The sequence below is a fragment of the Streptomyces sp. NPDC024555 genome (assembly GCF_055559335.1).
Genome location: NZ_JBVHKV010000032.1, coordinates 17,235 through 39,816, shown reverse-complemented (window position 1 = coordinate 39,816; position 22,582 = coordinate 17,235). Strand labels below are relative to the sequence as shown.

The following is a 22,582-nucleotide window of genomic DNA, read 5'->3' as shown; positions in this document are numbered from 1 at the left end:
AGGGAGTTTCGGTCAATGGTGCAGGTCAGACACCTATTGACAGGATGTGCCCATCGGCCGGTAGGTTCGGCCGAGTCCACCACAGGACGTCCGACCGGTTGGGCCTCCACGCAGTCGTCGAACGCCGCTGGGTCACGGGGTGGTGTGCCGCACCGGCGCACCATCACTGACAGCCAGGTTCAGCGCCCGCGCCTCGGGGGCGAGGGAAGGTTTCAGCCGGACGGAGGTGCGACCCGGGTGGGGCCCGGACGTTCAGTAGACAACGGCTCTAGGTCGACCCGCAGCCAGCGGGTCCCAGGTCGGCCCGAAGGGCGCCGGGCCCCGATCCGCAGTTCTGTCCGTACTTCGGCACTTCTGTCCGCCACCGCTTTCCGCCCCGCCCGACCGGGTCGCCGGGTGACCGCGCCGCGCTCGATATGGTGTGCATCTGCGTACGGACTTAAGGGGCAGTAAGTGAACGACGGCGGTCAGAGGCGATACGGCCCGCTCGGCAGAACCCTGGTGATCATTCCGACCTACAACGAGGCCGAGAACATCAAGCCGATCGTCAGCCGGGTGCGCGCCGCCGTGCCGGAGGCCGACATCCTGGTCGCCGACGACAACAGCCCCGACGGCACCGGCAAGCTCGCCGACGAGATCGCGGCGGCCGACGACCAGGTGCACGTCCTGCACCGCAAGGGCAAGGAAGGCCTGGGCGCGGCCTATCTGGCGGGCTTCCGCTGGGGCATGGAGCACGAGTACGGCGTCCTCGTCGAGATGGACGCCGACGGCTCCCACCAGCCCGAGGAACTGCCCCGGCTGCTGACCGCCCTCAAGGGCGCCGACCTGGTGCTCGGCTCCCGCTGGGTCCCCGGCGGGCGCGTGGTCAACTGGCCGAAGTCCCGCGAGATGATCTCCCGCGGCGGCAGCACCTACTCCCGGCTGCTGCTCGGACTGCGCACCCGGGACGTCACCGGCGGCTACCGGGCCTTCCGCGCGGAGACCCTCAAGGGCATCGGTCTGGACGAGGTCGCCTCGCAGGGCTACTGCTTCCAGGTCGACCTGGCCCGGCGCTCGATCGAGGCCGGCTACCACGTCGTCGAGGTCCCGATCACCTTCGTGGACCGTGAGGTCGGCGACTCCAAGATGAGCCGGGACATCCTCGTCGAGGCGCTCTGGCGCGTGACGGCCTGGGGCGTCACCACCCGCGCCAACAAGGTGCTCGGCCGCCGGCCCTCCTGACCGCCGGGGCCGGCCGCCCTCCCCTTACCGCGTCCGGACACGTGTCCAGGCACACTGGGGGCATGACGACCGGTACCCCGCCCCCGACCGCCCGCAGACGCTCGCGCGTCCGCACCATCGTGCCCCTCGCCGTCGCCGCCTGGGCGGTGCTGGAGATCTGGCTGCTCATCGTGGTGGCCGACGCGGCGGGCGGATTCACCGTGCTGCTGCTCCTGGCCGCCGGGGTGGTGCTGGGCGCGGCGGTGATGAAGCGGGCGGGCCGCCGGGCCTTCCGCAACCTCACCGAGACGCTTCAGCAGATGCCGGGGCAGCCGGGGGTCGACGGCTCCACGGCCGCTCCCACGGGCACCCGGGGCAACGGGTTCCTGATGCTCGGCGGACTGCTGATCATGATTCCGGGGATGATCTCGGACGTGGCCGGGCTGCTGCTCCTGGTACCGCCGGTCCGCTCGGCCCTCAGCCGGTTCGCCGAGCGCTCCCTGGAGCGCCGGATGAACGCGGCCCCCGCCGGCAGCTTCCCCGGCGCCTTCCAGCAGGCCCGGATGCACCGCCCGGACGGCAAGGTCGTCCAGGGCGAGGTCATCCGCGACGAGCCCGCAGGCCCCGAGGACGAGCCCCGGCCGCCGCTCACCCCCTAGGCCCGGTCCCGGGCACGACAAGAGCCGAGGGCCGCGACACGGTGGGTGTCGCGGCCCTCGGCTCTGTTGTCGCGGTGATCCGCCCCGGTCAGGCGGACTTCCTGCTGTCCCGCGGATGCACGGCGATGTTCATGGCGCCGGAGCGCAGGACGGCCAGCCTCTCGGCCAGCACCTCCTCCAGCTCCTCGCGGGTGCGCCGCTCCATGAGCATGTCCCAGTGCGTACGCGCAGGCTTGCCCTTCTTCTCCTCGGGGCCATCCCCGTCCACCAGGAGTGCCTGGGCGCCGCACGCCTTGCACTCCCACTCCGGCGGAATTTCCGCCTCTACCGAGAACGGCATCTCGAATCGATGTCCGTTCTGGCATGCGTACTCCACCGCCTGGCGCGGGGCCAGATCGATGCCGCGGTCCGTCTCGTAGCTGGTAACCACGAGTCGCGTGCCGCGGAGAGCTCGCTCACTCATGAATCGTGCCTCCCGGGCTTGTCGCCCACAGGACAGGTGTCGCTGTCGTCGTCATCCGGTCAACGTCCGGTCGGCGGCAAAGATTCCCGTTGCCGGTCATGCGTCGCCCGTCGTGCCGCTAGCTTTTTCAGGTCTGCGAGTGTTCTCGTACCCGCCCATGCCCGGTTTGTCACCTCTGGCGGAAGTTGTCACCCAGTGTTTCGGGTTCTACCGCTCGCAGTAACGCTCCTCCGGGCAGGCCAAAGGCGTACACTACCGGCCTTTCACTTCAACGTCTAAATCCGTTCGGGTACGGGATTCCCCGCCGCCGCCACGGCCCGCCGTACGGGCACCCTGGCGAGCAGGACCGAACCGACGAGGAAGAAGACCACCAGCGAGATGATCGCGTCCCGGTAACTGCCGGTCAGCTGGTAGGCGAGCCCGAAGACCAGCGGTCCGAGCCAGCTCAGCCCGCGGTCGCTCATCTCGTACGCCGAGAAGTACTCCGCCTCCTTGCCGCGCGGCACCAGATGCGAGAACAGCGAGCGGGAGAGCGCCTGGCTGCCGCCGAGGACCAGGCCGATCGCCGCGGCGAGCACATAGAAGAAGACCGGAGACCGGGCGGGCAGGAAGTATCCGGCGACCAGGATCAGGGTCCAGACGGCCAGCGAGCCGAGAACGGTGTGCTTGGCGCCGTACACCCGGGCCAGCCGGCCCATGCCCAGTGCCCCGGCGACCGCCAGGACCTGGACCAGCAGGACCGCCGTGATCAGCGTCGTCTGGCCGAGGCCCAGCTCCTCGGAACCGAACACGGAGGCCTGTGAGATCACCGTCTGCACCCCGTCGTTGTAGACCAGGTACGCCAGCAGGAACGCCAGGGTGAGCGGATGGCTCCGCATGTCGCGCAGCGTGGCCCTCAGCTGCTTCCAGCCGGAACGGACCTCGCCGGTGCCCGCCGGGCGGCCGCCCGCGGGTCCCGTTTGCCGGTCGCGCAGCCGGCGCAGCGGCACGATCGTGAAGGCGCCCCACCAGACACCGGCCGAGGCCAGACAGATCCGGACCGCCTCCGACTCCGACAGGCCGAACGAGTCGTGGCCGGTGTAGAGGACCAGGTTCAGGACCAGGACCAGCGCCCCCGAGGTGTAGCCGAAGGCCCAGCCCCGGGAGGAGACCGCGTCCCGTTCGTCGGGCTCGGCGATCTGCGGCAGATAGGCGTTGTACAGCACCATCGACACCGAGATCGACGCGTTGGCCACGATCAGCAGCAGCAGGCCCAGCAGATAGCGGTTCCCGTCCAGGAAGAACATCGCGGCGGTCGCCGTGGCGCCCGTGTAGGCCGCCGCCGCGAGCAGCGGCTTCTTGCGTCCGCTGCGGTCGGCGGCCGCGCCCGCGAGCGGCATCAGGATCACCGCGACGACGAGCGAGGCGGAGACCCCGTACGCGAAGACCGAGCCGGCCCGCACCGGGATGCCCAGCGGGTGGACGTATCCGTCGGCGTCGGCGGCGGCCTTGGCGACCGAGGTCAGATAGGGGCCGAGGAACACCGTCAGGACGCTCGTCGAATAGCCGGAGCAGGCGAAGTCGTAGAAGTACCAGCCGCGCTGCTCCCGCTTCCGGTCCTCGGCCGCCACCGTCCCGGTGTCCGCCGTTCCGGCGGTGTCCGCGGTCTCGGCGCTCATCGCCCACCCCTCGTCGCTGCCCGTGGAGACGTCACCGGGCCGGCGTCAGGCCCAGGCCCCCCGCTCGCTCAGCACCGTGCGCAGCGTCTCGATGTGATCGGTCATGATGCCATCCACGCCGAGGTCCAGGAGCGCCGCCATCCGATCCGGTTCGTTCACCGTCCACACGTGCACCTGGAGCCCGCGCGCGTGGGCCGCGCGCACGAAGCGCCGGTCCACCACCCGGACGCCGCCCTGGCTCTCCGGGACCTGCGCGCAGACCGCGCCCGCCCGGACGGCGGCCGGGATCCCGTAGGAGCGCAGCCGCAGCCCGAGGACGCCCCGGACGCCGTAGGAGGTGGCCAGCCGGGGGCCCGCCAGTCGGTGCGCCCTGGCCACCCGCGCCTCGGAGAACGAGCCGACGCACACCCGGTCCCAGCAGTCCGTCCGGCGGATCAGCTCCACCAGGGGTTCGAGGGCGGACTCCGCCTTGAGGTCGACGTTCCACCGGGCGTCGGGGAACTCCTCCAGCAGTTCCTCGAAGAGCGGCAGCGGCTCGCGCCCGGCGATCCGGGCCCGCCGTATCTCGCTCCACGGCAGCTCCGCCAGCCGCCCCCGGGCGTCGGTGACCCGGTCCAGGGTGGTGTTGTGGAAGGCGATCAGCCGGCCGTCCGCCGAGGTGTGCACATCCGTCTCGAAGTAGCGGTACCCGGCGCCGGCCGCGCGGCGGAACGCGGCCGCCGTGTTCTCGATGCCGTCGGCGGCCCCGCCGCGGTGGGCGAACGGCAGCGGGCCCGGGTGGTCCAGATAGGGGTGGCGTACGTCAGTCACCGCGGCAGTATGGCCTGTCCCGGTGTCCGGCCGGCGACCGCGGTGCCACCGCCGTCGGAGATCGCGAAGAACCGCAGGAAGAACTGGGCGAGCGGCCCGATGGCCAGGGCGTAGAGGACGGTGCCCGCGCCCAGCGAGCCGCCGAGCAGGAATCCGGTGGCCACGACCGCGATCTCGATCGCCGTGCGGACCAGCCGGATCGAGCGGCCGGTGCGCCGGTGCAGCCCGGTCATCAGGCCGTCGCGGGGGCCGGGCCCCAGCCGGGCGGCGATGTAGAGGCCCGTCGCCACGCCGTTGAGCACGATCCCGGCGGCCATCACCCCGGTCCGCGTCAGGGCCCCGTGCGCCTCGGGGACCAGCGCGAGGGTGCCGTCCATGGCGAGACCGACGACGAAGACGTTCGAGACGGTGCCGAGGCCCGGCCGCTGCCGGAGCGGTATCCAGAGCAGCAGTACGACGGCCCCGACGGCGATCGAGACGGCCCCGATGCTGATCCCGGTCCGCTCGGCGATGCCCTGGTGCAGCACCCCCCAGGGCTCCAGCCCTAGCCCGGCGACGACCAGCAGCGCCGAACTCACCCCGTACAGGGCCAGCCCGGCGTACAGCTGGCTCAGCCGCCGGACGAGGTGGCGCCCGTGCGGTGCCGCGGAACTGGACATGGTGCCCCCTGGTGTGGTGGTCGTGGACTGCCGCATGTCACTCTGTGGCAGGGGATTGGCTGCCGAATACGGCCAATCCGAGGAAGGTGGACTGATTCTCATGGCGCAGTGGACCTCGGCCGTCGGCGCGGCGCAGCTCGCCCGCCAGCTGCACGCCCAGCAGCCCCGGCCCGCGGGTCCCGGCACCCGCAGGCCGCCCGCCTACCGGGCGCTCGCCGACGGGGTCCGGCTGCTCGTCCTGGAGGGCCGCGTCCCGGTCGCCGCCCGGCTGCCCGCCGAACGCGAGCTGGCCCTCGCGCTCTCCGTCAGCCGGACCACGGTCGCCGCCGCCTACGAGGCGCTGCGCTCCGAGGGCTTCCTGGAGTCGCGGCGCGGCGCCGGCAGCTGGACGGCGGTCCCCGCGGGCAATCCGCTGCCCGCCCGCGGACTGGAACCGCTGCCCCCCGAGGCGCTGGGCTCGATGATCGACCTGGGCTGCGCCTCGCTGCCCGCCCCGGAACCCTGGCTGACCCGGGCCGTCCAGGGCGCCCTGGAGGAGCTGCCCCCGTACGCCCACACCCACGGCGACTACCCCGCCGGGCTCCCCGCGCTGCGGCGGATGATCGCCGACCGGTACACCGAGCGCGGCATCCCGACGATGCCCGAGCAGATCATGGTCACCACCGGGGCGATGGGCGCGATCGACGCGATCTGCCATCTGTTCGCGGGGCGCGGTGAGCGGATCGCGGTGGAGTCCCCGAGCTACGCCAACATCCTCCAGCTGATGCGGGAGGCCGGGGCCCGGCTGGTGCCGGTGGCGATGGAGGAGGGGCTCGGCGGCTGGGACATGAACCGCTGGCGCCAGGTGCTGCGCGACGCCGCCCCGAGGCTGGCGTACGTCGTGGCCGACTTCCACAACCCCACCGGGGCGCTGGCCGACGAGGACCGCCGCCGCGCGCTGGTGGACGCCGCCCGCTCGGCCGGTACGGTCCTGGTCGTCGACGAGACGATGAACGAGCTGTACCTGGACGAGGACGTGGACATGCCCCGCCGGGTCTGCGCCTTCGACCCGGCGGGCAGCACCGTCCTCACGGTGGGCTCGGCCAGCAAGGCGTTCTGGGCGGGCATGCGGATCGGCTGGGTGCGCGCGGCGCCGGACGTGATCCGCAGCCTGGTCGCGGCCCGCGCCTACGCCGACATGGGCACCCCGGTCCTGGAGCAGCTGGCCGTCAACTGGTTGATGCGCACCGGCGGCTGGGAGCAGGCCGTGGGCATGCGCCGGGAGCAGGCGCGAGAGAACCGCGACGCGCTCGTGGCGGCGGTGCGCCGGGAGCTCCCCGACTGGGAGTTCACCGTGCCGCGCGGCGGACTGACGCTCTGGGTCCGCACCGGCGGCCTCTCCGGCTCGCGCCTCGCGGTGGCGGGGGAGAGCGTCGGGGTGCGGGTGCCGTCCGGGCCGCGGTTCGGGGTCGACGGGGCCTTCGAGGGGTATGTCCGGCTGCCGTTCACCGTCGGCGGTCCGGTGGCCGACGAGGCCGCGCAGCGGCTGGCGGCCGCCGCCCGGCTGGTGGGTTCCGGCGCGGGGGCGGGCGCCGAGACGCCCCGTACGTTCGTGGCCTGAGTGCCGGACGCGCGAAGAGGCCCGTGGGCCTTCGGGGCCACGGGCCTCTTCGCGGGGACGGATCAGTCGCTGAGGGCCAGGCCCTCCACGCCGACCGAGGCGGTGACGGCGTCACCGGTGGCCGGGTCGGGCAGGCTCGCCTCGACGGCCGTGCGCCGCTCGGGCAGCAGATCGAGGACGGCCCGGCGCTGCGCCTCGCTCGTCGCGTCGTCGTACGGGTCGGGCGTGGCCGGCACCTGGATGCGCAGCACCGGGCCGGTGCCCAGGCGCGCGTAGCCGCGGCCCGGCGGGACGTCCGGGGGCGGGGTGGTGTGCGGTCCGAGACCGAGGACGGACTCGATCTGGTCCGGGGTGCAGTGGCCGAGCACCACCCGGGCCCTGGTGTGCGAGCGGACGGTGGCGTTCAGCCCGTCGAGGCCGTCGAACTGCTCGGTCATCACCACGGTGACGCCCGCGGCCCGGCCGTGCCGCAGCGGGACCTGGAGCAGCTCCTGCGGGTCGGGGCCGCCGTCGGCCGAGGCGAGGTGGCCGAGCACGCTCGGCCGGTCCAGCAGGATCCAGAGCGGGCGGCGGATGTCCTCGGGGGCGGGCCGGCCGGCCTGGCGGGCCCGGTCGGCCTCGATCAGCCGCCGTTCGGTCTCACTGGCCGCCCACTCCAGCGTGGACAGCGCCCCGGCCAGCCCGGACTCGACGGCCAGGACCCCTTCGCGCCCGGTGAAGCACGCGTACTCGCCGGTGCCGCTGCCCTCGACGATCAGGATGTCGCCGTGCTGGAGCGCCTGGAGGGCGACGGAGCGCAGCAGGGTGCTGGTCCCGCTGCCGGGCTGGCCCACGGCGAGCAGATGCGGCTCGGTGGAGCGCAGACCGGTGCGCCAGACCACCCCGGGGGCGTCCCGGGTGTCCTCGCCGTCGGCGACCGGCACGGTGCGCGGCGCGGCGTCGTCGTCCGTGAAGCCGAGGACGGTCTCGCCGGGGGCGGTGACGAAACGCTGGGCGGTGACCGAGGTCGGCAGGGCGTCGAGCACGCTCATCACGAGGCGGTTGCCCTCCTCGTCCCAGTCGAAGCGGTACTCCCGGCCCCGTCCGGACTTGGCGTGCAGCAACTGCTCGATCCGGGCCCGGGAGGCGGGCTCGCTGTCGGGGAAGTAGGCGGGGTAGGCCACCCGCAGCGCGCTGATCCGGCCGTCGCCGTCGAACGCGTACGCGCTGAAGACCTGCTCCCAGTCGCCGCCGTGGGCGAACAGCGGACCGGGGTCCTCGGGCGTGGAGAAGTACGGGACGAGCGCCTCGTACAGGGCGCGCAGGCGCGCCGTTTCGGCCTCGTCGGGGCCGGTCCTCACGGGGGTGCGCTCCCGGCCCGTCCACGCGGCGGCGCCCATCACCGCGGCCAGGGCGATGAACGGGCCGTACGGGAGCAGTGCGATCACGAGGACGCAGGCCGCGACGAGGAACAGCGTGGGGCCACGCCGGTCCTTGGGCGTCGCGGCCCACTTCTGCCGTCCTGCACCGGCCAGCAGCCGCAGACCACGAGTGATCATGATCAGCGGATGGAGCACGTCGGTGGCGCTGTCGGCGGCCGTGCGCGCGAACTCGCGACCGCGAGTGATCGAAGCGCTGCCGCTGCTCAGAATGCGGGGGAGTGGTCGCCGGGCCACGTCTGTCTCCTGAGGGGGTGGGAACGGGGGCGGAGGGTCAGAACTTGATCCCGCCCAGGAGTCCGGCCAGGCTCGCGCCGCCCGCGGTGATGCTCGGTGCGATGGCGGTTCCGGCCAGGTAGAAGCCGAACAGGGCGGTGACGAGGGCGTGCGAGGCCTTCAGCCCGTCCTTCCTGAAGAACAGGAAGACGATGATGCCGAGGATGACGACGCCTGACATGGAAAGGATCATGAGTGGTTCTCCTGGTCGGGGGGACAGTCACCATGAGTCCTTCCAAGCTCACCGGAAGTATCTATAGGATAAAAGTCGCAATCGGGTGAAAAGTCGGTTTTTTCACTGGAGTGGCGCACAGGGGGACGGTGCCGGCCGGGGTGCGCGGGCGGTGCGCCCGCCGCCGTCACCCGACGTGATCTTTTGCCATGGGCGGGCCGGGGTAGATGAGCTTCCGGGCAGTACCCTGTCGATTCACTCGTCCGGCCCCGCACGGGGTGCGGCACGGCACACCACGGTCCACGGAAGGCGGTCCACGATGAGCGAAGCACCCGATCCCGAGGTGGTCGAACTGGCGGCCAAGGTCTTCGACCTGGCCCGCCGGGGCGACGCCGACGCGCTCGCCGCCTATGTCGACGCCGGCGTGCCGGCCAACCTCAGCAACGACCGGGGCGACTCCCTGCTCATGCTCGCCGCCTACCACGGCCACGCCCCCGCCGTCGCCGCCCTGGCCGGCCGCGGCGCCGACCCCGACCGCGCCAACGACCGCGGGCAGACCCCGCTCGCCGGAGCCGTCTTCAAGGGCGAGGACGAGGTGATCAAGGCCCTGCTCGACGCGGGTGCCGATCCGGCGGCCGGAACGCCCTCCGCCGTGGACACCGCCCGCATGTTCGGCAAGGCCGACCTGCTGGAACTCTTCGGCACGCGCTGAAAGGGGTTCGCCGTAAATGTGGTCGCGGTGGCGAAATGGCTGGGTCATCATGACGTCGCGGGCCCGATCAGGGTCACTCGACGAGAGGCAGAGGAAGATGCTCTACACCAAGCGGAAGACGGCGGTCGGCCGATCATGTTGCTGCGCTGCCTAGTGCCCACCCGGCACGTGGAACTGCACAGTCCCGGTTGCGTCGACAGCTTGATGTGAGGCCTTTCCCATGTTCGATCCGTTCATAGCGCCGAGCGGCACCCTGCTCGGCCTGCTGCAGAGGGGCCGCGGCGACGGCACCCTGCACGCACTCGCCGCACCCCGCCCCGAGGCCCTGGCGGCCCTCAACCACTGCGTCCTGAGCGACCCGCGCCACGACTGGCAGGTCGAGAACCGCTCCCTGTACTACGCCCGCCTCTATCTCGACCTCGACGGCGGGATCGAGGAGATCGACCGGCACCTCTTCGACGCCGACGACCACCTCGACACCGAGGACTCACGGACCGGCCTCGCGCTCTCCGTCCTGGGCCACCTCGCCTCGTACGGCCGCGAGGACGCCCTCGCCCTGCTGCGGCGCTACGCCGCGACCGGCTCCAACTGGGCCTGGGCCCTCGACGAGCTCGCGCTCCGTGACGACGACGCCGGACTGCGCTCGCTCGCCGCACCCGTGCTCGGCCGGTTCCCCGACACCGACGAGGGCCGCGCCGAACTGGCCGCCACCGTCCGCGACGCCTACGAGCCACGTCCCTGGCGGCTGTGGGCCGACGACCCGCGCCCCTTCGTGGGCGCCCGGGTCCGGGCCGCCTCCGAACAGGGCTCCTTCGACCGCTGGCAGCGCCAGATGCGCCCCGGCGGCCCCCGGCCCGGCTGGAGCGTCCGCTCCGTCCTCGACTGGGCCCAGGACGGACTCGACCGGGGAGCCGTGCTCCACGTGCCCGCCGCCCGCTGCCTCTCCGCCGTCGCGGGCCCCGAGGACCGGGCCGCGATCGTCGAGGCCGCCCGCAGCGGATCCGACGGCGCCCGCTGCGCCGCGCTCCACTACCTCGCCGCCGAGGTCCGCGACCCCGCCGTGCTCGATCTGATCGAGACGGCGGCCTCCGGCGCCTCCCACACCGTCGCCGAAGCGGCCGTCGCCGCCTTCGAGCGGATGTGCGGCGAGGCCGCGGTGGAACGGGCCCGCCGCTGGGCCCGCCGCCCCGACGCGCTCGGCGCCTCGGCCGCCGGGGTCCTGGCCGGCCGGGGCACCGCCGCCGACGCCCCGCTCGTCCTCGGCGCCCTGCGCGACGCGGTACGCGGCGAGGGCCCCGACGCGCCCCGGCTGTGGGCGCTCGTCGACGGCGCCGGACGGCTCGGCATCGTCTGCGCCGCACCCGTCCTGCGCCACGTCTACCGGGAGACCTCCTCCTCCCAGCTGCGCGGCCGGGCCGCGTGCGCCCTCGCCGCCACCGACCCCTCCTTCGCCACCGGCTTCGCCGTCGAATGCCTCTGGGACTGCGAGGAGACGACCCGCGAGGTCGCCGCCCGGCACGCGGAGACCGGCGACATCAGGGTGGCCGAAAGGCTGCGCCGACTGGCCGCCGACCCCGCCGAGGAGGCCGAGGTCCAGTCGGCGGTCCGCAGCAGGATCGGACCGGACGCCCCGGCCGTCTGACCGGCCCCGGCACCGGCCGGGCGACCGCACGAGGAGCAGCGCGTCGGGGGCGCGCGGCCCCCTCCGCACCACCCCGAGGCCCGCGACACCCGGGCCGCCGCCCCGCCGCTCCTGCGCCCGGATCGAACCGACGGGCGCCACTATGGAGGAATGACCGGACGCTGGGAGTTCTGGATCGACCGCGGCGGCACGTTCACCGATGTGGTGGGCAAGGACCCCGACGGCCGTCTGGTCACCCGCAAGCTCCTCTCCCACGACCCCGACCGCTACCGCGACGCCGCCGTGGCCGGAATCCGTCTGATGCTCGGCATCGGGCCCGACGAGCCCGTCCCCGCCGACCGGGTCGTCGCCGTCAGGATGGGCACCACCGTCGCCACCAACGCCCTGCTGGAGCGGCGCGGCGAACCCACCGTGCTCGTCATCACCGAGGGCTTCCGCGACGCCCTGCGCATCGCCTACCAGAACCGCCCCCGCCTCTTCGACCGGCGCATCCTCCTCCCGGAGGCCCTGTACGAGCGGGTGATCGAGGTCCCCGAACGGATCGGCGCGCGCGGGGAGACCGTCCGCCCGCTCGACCTTGGCCCGGTCGCCGAGCGGCTGCGGGCCGCCCGCGCCGACGGCATGGCCGCGGCGGCCGTCGTCCTGATGCACGGCTACCGTCACCCGGCCCACGAGAAGGCCGTCGCCGCCGAGGCCCGCGCGGCCGGATTCCCGCAGGTCAGCTGCTCCCACGAGGTCAGCCCGCTGATCAAGCTGGTCCCGCGCGGCGACACCACCGTCGTCGACGCCTACCTCTCGCCGATCCTGCGCCGCTACGTCGACGGGATCGCCGCCGAACTCGACGGCATCCGTCTGATGTTCATGCAGTCCAACGGAGGTCTGCGCGAGGCCGCCCACTTCCGCGGCAAGGACGCGGTGCTCTCGGGACCGGCCGGAGGCGTCGTCGGCATGGCCCGGACCTCCGGCCGGGCCGGCCACGACCGGGTCATCGGCTTCGACATGGGCGGCACCTCCACCGACGTCTCCCACTACGACGGCGCCTTCGAACGCGAACTGGACACCGAGGTCGCGGGCGTCCGGATGCGCGCCCCCATGATGAGCATCCACACCGTCGCCGCGGGCGGCGGCTCCGTGCTCCACTTCGACGGCAGCCGCTTCCGGGTCGGACCCGACTCGGCGGGCGCCGACCCCGGCCCGGCCTGCTACCGCAGGGGCGGACCGCTGACCGTCACCGACGCCCAGGTGATGCTCGGCCGGATCGGGCCCGCCCACTTCCCCGCCGTCTTCGGCCCGGACGGCGACCGCCCGCTGGACGACGGCCTCGTGCGCGAGCGCTTCGAGGACCTGGCCGAGGAGGTCGCCCGCACCACCGGGACCCGACGGTCGGCGGCGGCGACCGCCGCGGGCTTCCTGGAGATCGCCGTCCTCAACACCGCCAACGCGGTCAAACGGATCTCCGTGCAGCGCGGCCACGACATCACCCGCTACGCCCTCACCGGCTTCGGCGGCGCCGGCGGCCAGCTCGTCTGCGCCGTCGCCGACGCCCTCGGCATCGACACCGTCCTCGTCCCCCCGCTGGCCGGGGTGCTCTCCGCGTACGGCATCGGCCTGGCCGACGCCACCGCCATGCGCGAGCAGTCCGTGGAGGCCCTGCTGGACGACGCCGCCCCGGACCGGCTGGCCGCGCTGGACGAGGAGCTGGCCGCCCGCACCCGCGCCGACCTGCGGGCCGACGGCGTACCCGACCGGGACATCACCACCCGGGCCCGCGTCCTGCTGCGCTACGAGGGCACCGACGCGAGCCTGCCCGTCGATCTGGACACCGCGACCGCCATGACCGGGGCGTTCACCGCCGAGCACCGGGCCCGCTACGGCTTCACCATGGACCGCGCGCTCGTCGCCGAGGCCCTCTCCGTCGAGGCGACCGGCGCGACGGGGGAGGGGTCCGCCCCGCGCGCACCGAGCCCCGCAGCCGGCGACGAGCCCCGCCCGCCCGGGACCGCGCGGATGTACGCCGAGGACCGCTGGCAGGACGCCGCGCTGTACCGCCGGACGGACCTGCGGCCCTCGGACACGGTGACGGGCCCCGCCGTCGTCGCCGAACCCGACGCCACCACCGTCGTGGACCCCGGCTGGCAGGCCGTCCCCGCCGCGAGCGGGCATCTCGTCCTCACCCGCGCCGTGCCCCGCCCCGGGCGCCGGGCCGTCGGCACCCGGGTCGACCCGGTGATGCTGGAGGTCTTCAACAACCTCTTCATGTCCATCGCCGAGCAGATGGGCGTACGCCTGAGGAACACCTCCCGCTCCGTCAACATCAAGGAGCGGCTCGACTTCTCCTGCGCCCTGTTCGACGCCGAGGGCCGCCTGATCGCCAACGCCCCGCACATCCCCGTGCACCTCGGCTCCATGGGCGAATCCATCAAGGAGGTGCTGCGGCGCAACGGCGACGGCCTGCGCCCCGGCGACGTCTACGCCATCAACGACCCGTACCACGGCGGCACCCACCTGCCCGACGTCACCGTCGTCACCCCCGTCTTCGACGAGACGGACGGCGCGCCCGTGCTGCGGTTCCTGGTCGCCTCGCGCGGCCACCACGCCGAGATCGGCGGCATCACCCCGGGCTCCATGCCGGCCTTCAGCCGCACCGTCGACGAGGAGGGGGTCCTCTTCGACAACTGGCTCCTGGTCCGCGACGGCGCCTTCCGCGAGGACGAGACCCGGCACCTGCTCACCACCGCCCCGCACCCCTCCCGCGACCCCGGCACCAACCTCGCCGACCTCCGCGCCCAGATCGCCGCCAACGAGAAGGGCATCGCCGAACTGCGCCGGATGACCGACCAGTTCGGCTCCGAGGCGGTCCGCGCCTACATGGGACACGTGCAGGACAACGCCGAGGAGTCCGTACGCCGCATCCTCGCCGGGCTCCACGACGGCCACTGCCGCTACGAGACCGACAACGGCGCCGTCATCGAGGTGACCCTGACCGTCGACCGCGAGGCCCGCAGCGCGGTCGTCGACTTCACCGGCACCTCACCGCAGCAGCCCGGCAACTTCAACGCCCCGAAGTCCGTCGTCACGGCCGCCGTGCTCTACGTGTTCCGGACCCTGGTGGACGACGACATCCCGCTCAACAGTGGCTGCCTCACCCCGCTGGACATCCGGATCCCCGAGGGCTCCATGCTCTCCCCGCTGCCCCCGGCGGCCACCGTCGCCGGGAACGTGGAGACCTCCCAGGCCGTCACCGGAGCCCTCTACGCCGCCCTCGGCATCCAGGCCGAGGGCTCGGGGACCATGAACAACCTCACGTTCGGCAACGATCGCGTGCAGTACTACGAGACCGTGGCCAGCGGCTCCGGCGCCGGAGCCGGGTTCGACGGCACCGACGCCGTGCAGACCCATATGACCAACTCGCGCCTCACCGACCCGGAGATCCTGGAGTGGCGCTACCCGGTCCGGCTGGACTCCTTCGCGGTGCGCGAGGACGGCGGAGGGCGCGGCCGGCACCGGGGCGGCCGCGGCGTGGAGCGCCGGATGCGCTTCCTCGAACCGGTCACCGCCACACTGCTCTCCCAGCACCGCCGCGTCCCGCCCTACGGCATGGCGGGCGGGGAGCCGGGGGCCCTGGGCAGCCAGCACGTCGAACGGGCCGACGGCACCCGCACCCCGCTGGACGGCTGCGACACCGTCGAACTGGCGGCCGGTGACGTCCTGGTCGTCCGCACCCCCGGCGGCGGCGGATACGGGACGCCGCCCGGGGACACGGAGCCCGGGGCGGCGGAGCCCGGCACCCGCGGGACGCGCGACGACGCCGAGGGACCCGGCGGCCCGGCCGGCGGACGGCACGGCCCCGCCGCCGGACCGGGCGACGGCGCCTGACCGACTCCGGGGCAACCGGCCGCATCTGCGCCGTTTCGACCGTTGTCAGTCCGAGGACCTAATCTGTGCAGCGTGACTTCGCCTGCCTACACGGACACCGCTGCGCCCCAGCTCAGCGCGGGACCGCGGCCCGCCCCGGGCCCGGCCGCCGACGAGGGGCTCTCGCGGCGGCTGCGCGCGCTCGCCTGCACGGCGCCGCTGCACGACCTGGACGTGCGCAAGGCGAACCTCGCCGGGGAGTACACGGTCTACGCCATGGCCGAGGTCGCCCTCGCCGCGATCGACCACGTCACGCTCAACATGGACTTCGACACCGGGGCCGACCACGACCAGATAGTGGCCAGACTGCTTCCCCGCGTCGCCGCCCAGGCCCCGGCCCGCCCGGCCGCCGAGCACGAGCGGGTCGCCCGCTGGGTCCTGGAGAACCTGATCAACGTCGGCAGCGTCGACCGGGGCTTCCGCGCGGTCTACGGCACCTTCGGCCCCGACGGCGTCTACGTCCGCCGCGACTACGACTTCAAACTGATCGAGGAGGTCCCCGGCCACGGCGGCAGCGTCTATCTGCGGGCCACCGACGAAGCGGTCAACGTCCTGGTCGGCGCCCTCGACACGGACGTCACCAGCGCCCAGATCGCCGCCGAGGTGAAGCTGGAGGTGCTGATCAGCCGGGGCCGCCTGGCCGACGCCCAGCTCGCCGCCGAGCAGGCCCGCTACCGGACCGTGCAGTACGCGGAAACCCTCCGCAAGACCCTCGACGCCACCCGCCGCAACGTCCGCGCGGTCGACTGGCTCAACGCCGTCCCCGACATGATCGCCGAGGCCCTCGACCACGTGGCCGACCGCTACCGCCACGAGAACGCGATCCTCACCAACATCCGCAAGGCCCGCGACGAGGCCGAGGAGCCCGAGCACAAGCGGCGCGCCGCCGAGCTGGTCGACATCGTCAAGGACTGCATCCGCCGCCACACCCAGCTCCAGTCCCGCCTGCTGGAGGCCGGCCCGCTCTTCCGCGCCGAACAGGACCGCCAGGCCTTCGCCGCCCCCGCCGCCCGCACCGGGCTCGACCTCTACGGACAGCTCCTCGCCCCGCTGCTGCCCCTCCCCGTCGAACAGTCCATCCGCGCCACCGACGCCTTCTTCGCCCACGGCACCGGACTGCGCACCCCGGCCTCCGTCCGCCTCGGCGACCTGGTCGAGCTGCTGCTCACCCCGCCGCTCGAACGCGAACACCTGGGCGCCGAGATGCCCGAGCCGGATCTCATCGCCACCCCGGACGACAGCCGCTTCAGCGAGGAGCAGCTCGCCTCCGCCATGGACCTGCTCGACCTGGAGCACGACGCGCCGCGCCGGCTGTCCGGACTGCTGGCGGAGGCCCGGCGCCGCGACCCCGATCTGCCCTACCTCGTCGCCCTGCTCGCGGTGCACGCCGCGAGCCCCCCGGTCGGCACCGCCTACCGGCAGGGAGAGCGCCGCCTGCTGTTCTCCGTCGACGACGGCACCCCGCTGGAGGACGCCGAGTTCGGCGGCGCCGACCTCATCGTCGGCACGGCCCTGCTGGACGCCGCCGGTATGGCCGCGGACCGGTCCGAGGCGACATGACCACCACCCCGCCCGCCCCCGGCCCGCTCTCCGCCGTGCCCCGCCACCCCGTACCGAAGACGTCCCGCAGCAAGGAGCACGCGTCGTGAGCGACCACCGCGCAGAGCACACCGACGCCTGGAGCGAACCGTCCGCGCACCCGGCCGACCGGACCCCGCCCGGATACGGCACCGAGCGCCCCGCCCCGCCCGCCGCCGTCACCCCGGCCGACGCGGCCGACGCCGCCCGGCTCGTCGCCTTCGGACTCCAGCCCAAACTGCTGCCCGCCCGCGACGCCGAGTACGCCGAACTGCTGCGCCGCTACCGGGACGAGACCGCCTTCGCCCGCCTCGCCGACGCCGTGGCCACCGGGCTCGGACTCGTCGTGCTGGAGGTGTCCACCCGCGCCGGCATGGCCGTGACCGCGGGCGAGGACTCCGTCTTCGCCGTGCGCATGGGCGACTACGCCCGCCGCGCCTCCTCGGACTCCGCCGACCGCTTCCTGCACGGCCTGGCGCATCTGGCCGTCGCCGCGATGGCCTTCCCGCGCCCCGAGGACCTCGCCGACGACGCCTACATCGGCCGGATCACGGTCAACGGCGTCGATGCCTTCGTCCGCCAGGCCTGCCACCGGCTGGAGGAGCGGGCGGACCGGGACGGCGACAACAGCGACCCGGCCAGCGACGCCCCCGGACTGGAGGCCGGCTGGCGGATCTACGCCCGGCGCAGCGCGACCGGCGCCACCAAGGACGCCCGGCGGCTGGCCGGCTCCACCACCGGCATCGTCGGCAAGGCCGTCGCCTTCCTCACCGACTCCGGCTTCCTCCAGCGCACCGGGGACGACGCCGGAGGCGCCTTCCGCACCACCGCCCGCTACCAGCTCCAGGTCCGCGACATGGCCGGCAGCGCCGCCATGGCCGAACTGCTGGAGCTCGGCGTGGTCCCCGTCACCGACGGCTCGGCGACCCTGCTGCCGCCGCCCGACCCCGACGGCATGGAGCTGGCGGCCGGCGCCGGCCTGCCGTTCCACGGCTGACCCGCAGCCCCGCCACCGACGCATTCCTTCCGCCGCCTGAACGACGAGAGTCCGCCGCCATGTACGAGCTGTCCCGGGTCCGCCTCTACTCCATCGGACCGGCCGGCGCCCGCTACGCCGACACCGTGCTCGACCTGCGCGGGGTCGGTGAGCCCGTGCCCCGTCCCGCGCCGGCCCAGGCGGAGTTCTTCGAGGAGGAGCCGGCCGGCCCGCCGCGCCGCCCCGCCCCGGCCGGCGTGCTCTTCCTGGAGAACGGCGGCGGCAAGTCCGTCCTGCTGAAGCTGATCTTCTCGGTGATGCTGCCCGGCCACCGCAACACCCTCGGCGGCGCCAGCTCCGGCGTCCTGCGCAAGTTCCTGCTGGCCGACGACTGCGGCCATGTCGCGCTGGAGTGGCAGCACACCCTGACCGGCGAGTGCGTGGTCGTCGGCAAGGTCAGCGAATGGCGCGGACGCCAGGTCTCCAACGACCCCAGGAAGTTCGCCGAGGCCTGGTACTCCTTCCGGCCCGGCCCGGGACTCAGCCTGGACTCGCTGCCCGTGGCCGAGGCCGGTGCAGTCGGCCGCCCCGCCGAAGGAGCCTCCGGCGCCCGCGGCCGGCGCCGCACCATGAAGGGCTTCCGCGACGCGCTCACCGAGGCCGGGAAGTTCTACCAGCACCTCGACGTGCACTGGGAGGAGATCCACGACCGCTGGAACGAGCACCTGGGCGATCTCGGCCTGGACCCCGAACTCTTCCGCTACCAGCGCGAGATGAACGCCGACGAGGGCGAGGCCGCCGGGCTCTTCGCGGTGAAGAAGGACTCCGACTTCACCGATCTGCTGCTGCGCGCCGTCACCGACACCCGCGACACCGACGGCCTGGCCGACCTCGTCGGCGGCTTCGGCAACAAGCTGGGCCGCCGCGCCGAGCTGACCGCCGAACGGGACTTCACCGCCGGCTCCGTCGATCTGCTCGGCCGCATCGTCGAGGCCGCCCGGACCCGGGCCACCGCCCGGGACATCCACGCGGGCGCCGAACGCCGCACCCGCACCCTGGCCCGCCGGCTCTCCGCCCGCGCCGGCGAGGAACGCGGCCGCACCGCCGCACTCGCCGAGCAGGTCACCGCCGCCGCCCACACGGTCACCGGCGCCGAGGAGACCCGGGGCCAAAGCGCCCTGATCGCCGCCGAACTCGCCTACCGGCACGCCTCCCTGGCTCTGACCGCCGCCGAGAAGAGCGCCGCCGCCCAGCGCCGTGAGCTGGGCGACGCCCGCACCCTGCACTCCGCCTGGCAGGCCGCCGAGGCCGTCCTGCGCCACCGCGCCGCGTCCGACCGCTCCGCCCGCGTCGCCGCCGCCATCCGCGAGGCCGAACGGGACGCCGCCCCGGCCCTCGCCGCCCGTGCCACCGCCGCCGCCGACCTCGTCCGGGCACTGCACACCGCCGCCGAGGCGGGCGAACAGGTGGCCAACGAGGAGGAGGAGCGTTCCGACGCCCTCCAGAGCGCGGGCGAGGCCGCCCACCGGGACGCCACCACCGCGGCCACCGAGGCCCAGCGCGCCCGCAGCGAGGCCGGCCATCTGCGCCAGCGCCTGGCCGAGGTGGAGCAGGAGACCGCCGAGGCCGTCCGCGCGGGCTGGCTCGACGACACCGCCCCCGACGCCGACCCGGCCCGCGCCGCGCTCGCCGCCAACGACGCCGAACAGGCCGCGGTGGCCGCCTGGGACACCGCCCGTGAGGCGGCTTCGGCCGCCGCGGACCGCTCCCGGCAGACGGCCGCCGCCGAGAGCCGGGCCGAGCTGGCCGAGGCCCGCGCCGCCGACGCCGCCCGCGCGGCCGAGCAGGCCTACGAGGCCGAACTGCGGGCGGCCGAGTCCATCGCCGCCGACCAGCGCCTCGCCGACCTCCTGGGCCTGCCCGCCGGGGCCGGAGTGCCCCGGCCCCGGCGCGGCGCCCAGGACGGACCCGACCGAGCGGAGGAGACGGACACCGGGACCGGCCCCGCCGACGCCGGAGCGCCGCTCACCGCCGACGCCTTCGACCGCAACGCCGACGAGCTGCGCGACCTCCTCGACCAGGGCGTGGCCGCCGCCGAGCGCCGCCTGTTCGAACTGCGCACCGCCGCCGCCGACGACGCCCGCATCCTCGGCGCCCTCGGCGACGGAGGACTGCTGCCCCCCGGCCCCGACGTCCTCGCCACCGTCGAGTACCTCGGCGAGCACGGCATTCCGGCCCTGCCCGGCTGGCGCTACCTCGCCCAGGCCGTGGACCCCGCCGACCACGCGGCCGTGCTCGCGGCCCGGCCCGAACTCGTCGACGGCGTCGTCATCACCGACCCCGACGCGCACGCCCGCGCCCGCGAGGTGCTGGGCGCCGCGGCCCTGCTGCCGCGCTCCGCCGTGGCCGTGGGCACCGCCGCCGCCCTGCTCGCCCCCGTCCCGGAGACCGGCACCGGGACCCTCCGGGACACCGAGGGCGTCTTCCTCGTCCCGCCGAACCCGGCCATGCACGACGAGCACGCGGCCGACGAGGAACGGCAGGCGCTGCGCACCCGGGCCGCCGCCCGCGACGAGGACATCCGCACACTGGCCGCCCGCCTGGCCGCCGACCGCGCGCTCGCCGCCCGGATCGCCTCCTGGCGGGCCGACTGCCCGCCCGGCATGCTCGCCGAACTGGCCGGGGCCGCCGGAGCCGCCCGTACCGCCGCGGGGACGGCGACGGCCGTGCTGGCCGAGGCCCGCACCGCACGGGCCGAGGCCGACGAGGCGGCGGCGGACACCGCCCGGGTCCGCGAGGAGCGCCAGGAGGCCGCCCAGCGCGCCCGCCGCGCGGCCGACGCCCTGGCGGGTCTCGCCCACCGGCTGCGCGAGCGGGCCGGCTGGCAGGCGAAGCTGCGCGAACTGGCCGACGAGGCGGCGGAGTCCGAGGCGCGGGCCACCGCCTTCCTGGAGCGGGCCCGCGCGGCCGACGAGGACCGCAGGGCCGCCCAGCGCGCGGCCGACGACGCCCGCCGCACCGCCCGCGCCCTGCGCGCCGAGCGGGCCGAGATCGCCGGCGCCCCCGAGCACCTCCCCGAGCAGGGGACGGACACCCCGCGCCAGGCGCTGCCCGCCCTGCGCGAGGCGTACCGCGCGGCGTCCCAGCTGTACGAGAAGGTCGGCGTCGGCGCCGACCTCCGCGCCGAGCAGGCCCGCGCGGAGAGCGACGAGAGCGCCGCCCTGGCCGAGCTGGACCGGCTGACCAACAAGGTCCGCACCCGGGCCGCCCAGCTCCTGGAGGGAACGGACGGCGCCGACGGCCCGTCCCGGCAGGCCGCCGCCGCCCGCGCCGAGTCCCTGGTGCAGCTCCTGGAGAGCCGCGCCTCCGCGGCCAGCGAGCAGCTGGGCCGGCTGCGCGGCGAGGCCGAGCGGCTCGCCCCGGCCGACGGCGAGAGCCTGCACACCGAGCTGCCCGAGGACCGCGTCCCGGCCGACGCCGAACAGGCCCAGGCACTGCTGAGGACCGCCACGGGCGAGCTGGCCGCCGCCACCGCGGCCCTGGAGACCGCGCGCGCCGCCCACGCCGAGCTGCTCCGCGCCCACCGCACCGCTGAGGACTCCGCGGGCGGCTTCGACGAGACCGCCGCCCTGCTGCGCGATCTGCTGCGCGACCACGCCCCCGAGGAGGACGGCGAGACCCCCGAGCCGTACCCGGGCACGCTGGAGGAGGCCCGCCGGTCCGCCGCCGAGGCCCGCCGCTCCCTGCGCGGCTGCGCCGCCGACCTGTCCACCGCCGAGGCGGCCGTCCGCGAGACGAGCGACGTCCTCGTCCGGCACGCCAACTCCACCCGGTACGAACAGGTCCGCACCCCGGCCCGCCAGCAGATCCGCGAACTGCCCGCCGCCGCCCTGCCCGAGCACGCGGAGAAGTGGGCGGCCGCCTTCGCGCCCCGGCTCCGCGTCCTCACCGACGAACTGGCCCAGCTGGAACGCAACCGCGACTCCATCGTCGACCGGCTGCGCGGTCTGGTGGAGTCGGCGCTCACCACGCTGCGCTCCGCCCAGCGGCTCTCCCGGCTGCCCGAGGGCCTGGGGGAGTGGTCGGGCCAGGAATTCCTCCGGATCCGCTTCGAGGAGCCCGACCAGGCCACCCTCACCGAACGGCTCGGCGAGGTCATCGACGAGGCCACCAAGGCGGCCCTGCGGAAGAACTCCGATCTGCGCAGGGACGGCATGTCCCTGCTGCTGCGCGGGGTGCAGGCGGCCCTGGAGCCCCGGGGGATCGCCGTGGAGATCCTCAAGCCGGACGCGGTGCTGCGCGCCGAGCGGGTGCCCGTCGGTCAGATGGGCGACGTCTTCTCCGGCGGCCAGCTGCTCACCGCGGCGATCGCCCTGTACTGCACGATGGCGGCGCTGCGCAGCAATGACCGGGGCCGTGACCGGCACGAGCACCGCCATGCCGGGACGCTGTTCCTGGACAACCCCATCGGCCGCGCCAATGCGACCTATCTGCTCGAACTCCAGCGGGCGGTGTCCGACGCGCTCGGAGTTCAGCTGCTGTACACCACGGGTCTGTTCGACACCACGGCGCTCGCCGAATTCCCGCTGGTGATCAGGCTGCGCAATGACGCCGACCTGAGGGCCGGGCTGAAGTACATCAGCGTCGAGGAGCATCTGCGTCCCGGGCTGCCCGATCAGGACCCGGACGGCGAGACCGTGCACGGCGAGATCACGGCCACCCGGATGTTCAAGCGATCGGCGGCGAGTGCCGACGTACCGGCGGCACGCAGCGGGAACGACCCGCGCACGGTGCCCTCCGAGGCCGAACGGCCTCGGTGAACGAGGCGGGGCGACCCGGGAGCG

General features: G+C 74.4%; 15 protein-coding genes. 9 read left to right on the top strand and 6 right to left on the bottom strand.

The window, feature by feature from the left end; all coding sequences use genetic code 11:
* Window positions 1–453: 453 nt before the first annotated feature.
* A complete protein-coding gene (locus tag ACZ4FH_RS35255; RefSeq protein ID WP_383650990.1) occupies window positions 454–1,221 on the top strand; it encodes a polyprenol monophosphomannose synthase in 768 nt (255 codons plus the stop codon).
* Between the two features lie 62 nt (window positions 1,222–1,283).
* On the top strand, window positions 1,284–1,859 hold the full coding sequence (fxsA, locus tag ACZ4FH_RS35250; RefSeq protein WP_467309985.1) for an FxsA family membrane protein: 576 nt from the start codon (window positions 1,284–1,286) through the stop codon (window positions 1,857–1,859).
* A gap of 88 nt (window positions 1,860–1,947) precedes the next feature.
* On the opposite strand, the gene ACZ4FH_RS35245 is transcribed toward fxsA, so the two are convergent.
* The 4 genes from ACZ4FH_RS35245 to yczE all read right to left on the bottom strand — a co-directional run bounded on the left by ACZ4FH_RS35245 (window position 1,948) and on the right by yczE (window position 5,449).
* On the bottom strand, window positions 1,948–2,322 hold the full coding sequence (locus ACZ4FH_RS35245; protein ID WP_003959706.1) for an RNA polymerase-binding protein RbpA: 375 nt from the start codon (window positions 2,320–2,322) through the stop codon (window positions 1,948–1,950).
* A 275-nt stretch (window positions 2,323–2,597) separates the two neighbouring features.
* A complete protein-coding gene (locus ACZ4FH_RS35240; protein WP_467309983.1) occupies window positions 2,598–3,980 on the bottom strand; it encodes an MFS transporter in 1,383 nt (460 codons plus the stop codon).
* Window positions 3,981–4,025: 45 nt separating this feature from the next.
* Window positions 4,026–4,790, bottom strand: a complete 765-nt coding sequence (locus ACZ4FH_RS35235) for a glycerophosphodiester phosphodiesterase family protein (protein WP_467309981.1) — start codon at window positions 4,788–4,790, stop codon at window positions 4,026–4,028.
* The gene (gene yczE, locus ACZ4FH_RS35230; protein ID WP_467309979.1) at window positions 4,787–5,449 is read right to left on the bottom strand and encodes a membrane protein YczE; all 663 of its coding nucleotides are present in this window, start codon (window positions 5,447–5,449) and stop codon (window positions 4,787–4,789) included. The genes ACZ4FH_RS35235 and yczE overlap by 4 nt, the downstream gene beginning before the upstream one ends.
* A gap of 100 nt (window positions 5,450–5,549) precedes the next feature.
* Between yczE and ACZ4FH_RS35225 the strand changes: the two genes are divergently transcribed.
* The gene (locus tag ACZ4FH_RS35225) at window positions 5,550–7,049 is read left to right on the top strand and encodes an SCO1417 family PLP biosynthesis transcription factor (protein WP_383650985.1); all 1,500 of its coding nucleotides are present in this window, start codon (window positions 5,550–5,552) and stop codon (window positions 7,047–7,049) included.
* A gap of 62 nt (window positions 7,050–7,111) precedes the next feature.
* Here the strand turns inward: ACZ4FH_RS35225 and ACZ4FH_RS35220 are convergent, their stop codons facing one another.
* Both ACZ4FH_RS35220 and ACZ4FH_RS35215 read right to left on the bottom strand, forming a co-directional pair.
* A complete protein-coding gene (locus tag ACZ4FH_RS35220) occupies window positions 7,112–8,704 on the bottom strand; it encodes a hypothetical protein (RefSeq protein ID WP_467309976.1) in 1,593 nt (530 codons plus the stop codon).
* Between the two features lie 37 nt (window positions 8,705–8,741).
* Window positions 8,742–8,936: a hypothetical protein gene (locus tag ACZ4FH_RS35215; protein WP_018103962.1), complete on the bottom strand. Its 195-nt coding sequence runs from the start codon at window positions 8,934–8,936 to the stop codon at window positions 8,742–8,744.
* A gap of 298 nt (window positions 8,937–9,234) precedes the next feature.
* Here ACZ4FH_RS35215 and ACZ4FH_RS35210 point away from each other — a divergent pair, with 298 nt between their 5' ends.
* The 6 genes from ACZ4FH_RS35210 (at window position 9,235) to ACZ4FH_RS35185 (ending at window position 22,558) form a co-directional block, all read left to right on the top strand.
* A complete protein-coding gene (locus tag ACZ4FH_RS35210) occupies window positions 9,235–9,627 on the top strand; it encodes an ankyrin repeat domain-containing protein (RefSeq protein ID WP_467309974.1) in 393 nt (130 codons plus the stop codon).
* A 220-nt stretch (window positions 9,628–9,847) separates the two neighbouring features.
* On the top strand, window positions 9,848–11,269 hold the full coding sequence (locus ACZ4FH_RS35205) for a HEAT repeat domain-containing protein (RefSeq protein WP_467309972.1): 1,422 nt from the start codon (window positions 9,848–9,850) through the stop codon (window positions 11,267–11,269).
* Window positions 11,270–11,419: 150 nt separating this feature from the next.
* Window positions 11,420–15,145 carry a hydantoinase B/oxoprolinase family protein gene (locus tag ACZ4FH_RS35200; RefSeq protein ID WP_467309971.1) on the top strand — a complete coding sequence of 1,242 codons (3,726 nt, stop codon included), beginning with the start codon at window positions 11,420–11,422 and terminating at the stop codon, window positions 15,143–15,145.
* Between the two features lie 72 nt (window positions 15,146–15,217).
* A complete protein-coding gene (locus ACZ4FH_RS35195) occupies window positions 15,218–16,744 on the top strand; it encodes a hypothetical protein (protein WP_467309969.1) in 1,527 nt (508 codons plus the stop codon).
* Between the two features lie 85 nt (window positions 16,745–16,829).
* Window positions 16,830–17,759 carry a hypothetical protein gene (locus ACZ4FH_RS35190; protein ID WP_467309967.1) on the top strand — a complete coding sequence of 310 codons (930 nt, stop codon included), beginning with the start codon at window positions 16,830–16,832 and terminating at the stop codon, window positions 17,757–17,759.
* 59 nt (window positions 17,760–17,818) lie between these two features.
* Entirely contained in the window at window positions 17,819–22,558 is a 4,740-nt protein-coding gene (locus ACZ4FH_RS35185; RefSeq protein ID WP_467309965.1) for a hypothetical protein, read from the top strand.
* Window positions 22,559–22,582 lie beyond the last annotated feature (24 nt).